General features: G+C 62.0%; 5 protein-coding genes. 3 read left to right on the plus strand and 2 right to left on the minus strand.

The features are described from left to right. Positions 1 to 307: 307 nt before the first annotated feature. Positions 308 to 901 (plus strand): winged helix-turn-helix domain-containing protein, encoded by a 594-nt coding sequence (locus VF515_22805; protein HEX7410459.1) that lies wholly within the window; start codon positions 308 to 310, stop codon positions 899 to 901. On the opposite strand, the gene VF515_22810 is transcribed toward VF515_22805, so the two are convergent. Together VF515_22810 and VF515_22815 are read right to left on the minus strand one after the other, a co-directional pair. Continuing rightward, a complete protein-coding gene (locus VF515_22810) occupies positions 852 to 1,133 on the minus strand; it encodes a hypothetical protein (GenBank protein HEX7410460.1) in 282 nt (93 codons plus the stop codon). The genes VF515_22805 and VF515_22810 overlap by 50 nt on opposite strands. Positions 1,134 to 1,581: 448 nt before the next feature. After that, positions 1,582 to 2,625: an IS110 family transposase gene (locus VF515_22815; protein HEX7410461.1), complete on the minus strand. Its 1,044-nt coding sequence runs from the start codon at positions 2,623 to 2,625 to the stop codon at positions 1,582 to 1,584. A gap of 40 nt (positions 2,626 to 2,665) precedes the next feature. Here VF515_22815 and VF515_22820 point away from each other — a divergent pair, with 40 nt between their 5' ends. After that, the gene (locus VF515_22820; protein ID HEX7410462.1) at positions 2,666 to 3,283 is read left to right on the plus strand and encodes an IS630 family transposase; all 618 of its coding nucleotides are present in this window, start codon (positions 2,666 to 2,668) and stop codon (positions 3,281 to 3,283) included. Between the two features lie 78 nt (positions 3,284 to 3,361). Further along, positions 3,362 to 3,988: IS110 family transposase (locus VF515_22825; protein HEX7410463.1), on the plus strand; the 627-nt coding region annotated here is incomplete at its 3' end.

Consider the following 3,988-nt stretch of genomic DNA (forward strand, 5'->3'; position numbering starts at 1 on the left):
TCGCGCGGCGGACGGAGAGCGTCACCTTGCCTCGGACCATGCCGTAATCGATTTCGACGGCCGCTCTCTGGGACGGGCTGAGGCCCGTGTGTGGTCCCAGGACAATGTTTACGGTCTCGTTCCAGTCCGTGTCGGCGATGCCGTCCACCCCAACAACTGCCGTGAGCATGGACTCATAGGGGGGCTAGGAATCGGCCTCCGCGTCCGCTTCGCTACCTCCGGTCATTGGTTCACGACGACGGAGGGTTTGATGAGCGCGGCGGTCAAGATCAGCCGGACGGATCATACGGCGGAGGCCCTGCGTGGCTTGGCCGCGAAGAGCAACGACGGCGGGCAGGTGCGGCGGCTGTTGGCGCTGGCGCTGATCCTGGAGGGCCATTCACGGGAAGTGGCGGCGGAGCTTGCAGGAATGGAGCGGCAGACCTTGCCGGACTGGGTGCATCGCTACAACGCCCAGGGGGTAGCGGGGCTTTGCTCGATCCGGATCGGCGGGCGTCGGTGCTATCTGAGCGAGGCGCAAATGGCGGAGTTGAAGGCGGTGGCGATCAAAGGCCCCGATCCCGAGACGGACAAAGTTGTCCGCTGGCGCTGCGTCGATTTGCGTGACGAGGTGGCCCGCCGGTTCACGGTCACGGTCACCGAACGGACGATCGGCAAATGGCTGCGCAAGCTTGGCCTGACGCGGTTGCAGCCACGTCCCTTCCATCCGAAAAAGGATGCGGCGGCACAGGAGGCTTTTAAAAAAACTTATGTGGACGGCCCGAGGAGAGCAATGTTTTTCGGTCGGTCGATCGACCAAGGTGCCCAATGTTTGTTTCGGCTGATGTCGGTAATTCCTGGTTGGGAGATAATCAGTCGCGGCCGAACCCTCGTGGTGGTTCGATTGCCTGGAGTTCGGTGAGGTCGAGATCGCAGATCAGTTGCAAAGTGTCGGCCAGCAAACTGTCTTGCAGGTTGGACGGGAGCGCCTCGAGCCAGGCGGTATACTGCGCCTGCAACTCCGTCAGTTCGGTGACGGCGTCGTGCCAACGACGGGCACGGCTGCGACGGTCGGCTGGACGCCGCGTGCGGATCACCGGCGCATCAGCTGCGCGCGCGGCACGGTAACGGGCTTGGCGTTCGGCGTCGGTCATAGCTGTCTCACCGATCGGCTTACGCGGCATGGTTCCTCTCCCAATCGTTACGTCACGAAACGTTGCTGGCACGAGGTGCTTCGAACACGGTTCTGAAAGTCCAAGCGCCGGCTGTCGCCGCTGGTCACGGCGATGTCGCAATGATGCGTCGGTCAGTCGAGCAAGGCCGTCGCCATTTGCGGATCGGCAATCGCCGGTCGGCGTGAGGAAAAGATCCGGTCAGTTGCGCCCTTATGTCCGGCCTGTTGTGCGGCACTTACCGCTGGCCATCATGGGTGTTCGCTTCCGTGTCAGGCACCAATCTTCGCAGCGTGCTCGGGGCACATGTTTTTTTCCGGTGTTGCCTGAGCTGGGTATCTGGACCGCAGCCTATCCCATCACGCTATTCAGCGCTTCCTGCCGGATCAGCCGGACTTGCGTCCGTCGCCTACCATCGCTCGCCAGAACGTCACGCCGCCGCACCTGTCGTGGCGGCGCCCCGTCCTTTGGCGTGGTAGACCTCTTTGCGCGTCATCAACGCCCATGCGATGCGCGCCATCTTGTTCGCCAGAGCTACAGTCACCAGCCTGAAAGGACGGCGTTCCTGTATCGCTCTGGTCCAAGCTCCAACGGCGCTATTCCATTGTGAGGCTCGGGAGGTCATCGAGGTGGCACCAAGCACAAGCAACCGACGTATCTCCCGGTTGCCCGACTTGGTGATCCGGCCAAGGCGGGTCTTCCCGCCAGTCGAATATTGCCGCGGCACCAGACCGAGCCACGCGGCGAAATGTCGTGCAGTCCTGAATAAGCTGATGTCGACGACCGTCGCCGCGATCAGCGACGCGGTGATCGGCCCCACCCCCGGGATCGTGGCCAGCCGGCGCGCGGTTTCATCGTGGCGCGCGTGCTCGACGATCTCAGCTTCGAAAGCCTTGATGGTTTCAGCCGTTGCCCGACATTGGTCGAGCAACCCAATGAACACCTGACGGGCCTTCTCGGGGAAGGCTTCATCCATATCCACGAGCGCCATGAGCTCATCGAGCTTGCTGATACCTTTGGGAACGGTCAGACCGAATTCCGTCGCTAATCCGCGCATGGCGTTTGCCAGCATCGTCTGCTGCTTTACCAGCAGGGATCGCGCTGAATGCAAAGCCAGGATGCCCTGCTGCTCTAGCTTTTTGACGGGCACGAACTTGATGTCGGGCCGCGACGCGGCCTCGCAGATCGCCGCCGCGTCGGCGGCATCGTTCTTCTTGCCCTTCTTCACGAACGGTCTGACCGCCTCCGGCGCGATCAGCTTCACGTCGTGTCCGAGAGCGGTCAACATGCGTGCCCAGTGATGGGCCGCACCGCATGCCTCCATTACAATGGTGCAAGTTTCTTGCTTCTCGAAGAATGGGATCAGTTCGTCCCTCTGTACCTTGCGCCTCATCTGCGCCTTGCCGTGCTTGTCCACAGCGTGAACCTGGAAAACCGACTTGGCCGTATCCAGGCCAATCATGCTAATACTCATGGCGGGCGGCTCCCTATGACAGGTTGTTACGACCCGTACTATGGCACGGCTGATGCCGTTGGGGGCCGTCCACCCCATCTTCGTCAGCCTGGTAAAGGACGCGCTGCTCGCCAGCACCACCGTCGCTGGCAAGCCGATCGAAATCTGGTTTCAGGACGAAGCCCGTGTCGGCCAGAAGGGCACGCACGCCTATGTCTGGGCGCCGGTTGGTTCGTGCCCGCTCATGGTGCGCGATAACCGCCATGACTCCGTCTATCTCTACGGTGCGATCTGCCCCGCCCGTGGTGTGGGCGCCGCCATCATCATGCCCGCGGCCAACACCGAGGGTATGAACGAGCATCTCAAGGAAATCAGCACCCAGGTCGCCCCGGGCGCCCACTGCCTGCTGCTCTGCGATGGCGCTGGCTGGCATCAGGCTGGCGAGAAGCTCCATCTGCCAGACAACATCACGCTGCTGAAACTGCCGCCCTACGCGCCCGAATTGAACTCGATGGAAAACGTCTGGGAGTATCTGCGCGCCAACAAGCTCTGCAACCTCGTCTGGGACACTTACGATGCGATCGTCGAGGCTTGCCGAAAGGCCTGGAGGTTCCTGATAGAAGACCCAGATCGGATAAGGTCAATCGGAACACGCGAGTGGGCATCGGTCAGTGGTTAGGACGGCTGTTGGGGTGGACGGCCCAACGGCATCTCGTGCCAAAGTTGAGTTGTCATACACCAACCAAGGACCGTCCAGATGAAGTATAAGCGCATCGCGATTGATACGTCCAAGCACGTGTTCACTCTGCATGGCGTCGATGAGCAGGAACGCCCGGTGCTGCGGCGCGAGCTCAGGCGCGGCCAGGTGGAAGCCTTCTTTGGCAAACAGGATGCAACAGAGGTGGTATTGGAGGCTTGCGGTGGCTCCCATCATTGGGGTCGCTTGTTCAGCCGGCTGGGCCATCGCGTTCGCCTGATCCCGCCGCAATACGTCAAGCCGTTCGTCAAACGGGCCAAGAATGACCGCAACGATGCCGAGGCAATCAGCGAGGCGGCGTCACGTCCCTGCATGCGCTCGGTCGTGGTCAAGACCGTCGACCAGCAGGCCGACGGCATAATCCTCAAACATCATGAGATGCTGGTGAGCCAGCGCACCCAGGCGATCAATGCCCTACGCGGCCATGCGGCGGAATTCGGCGTGGTGGCCGCCAAAGGGATCGTCAAGGTCGCGGCGCTGCTGATCGAACTGGCCGCTGACAATGCCATCCCCGCCACGGCGCGGGCGATGTTCGAGCAGATGGGCGCGCATATCGAAGCGCTGGATCAGCGCGTGGCGGCTGTGGATAGCGAATTGGCGGCGCTGCACAAGGCCAACCCGGTCAGT

It is taken from the genome of Candidatus Binatia bacterium (genome assembly GCA_036382395.1).
In the GTDB taxonomy this organism is placed as follows: domain Bacteria; phylum Desulfobacterota; class Binatia; order HRBIN30; family HRBIN30; genus JAGDMS01.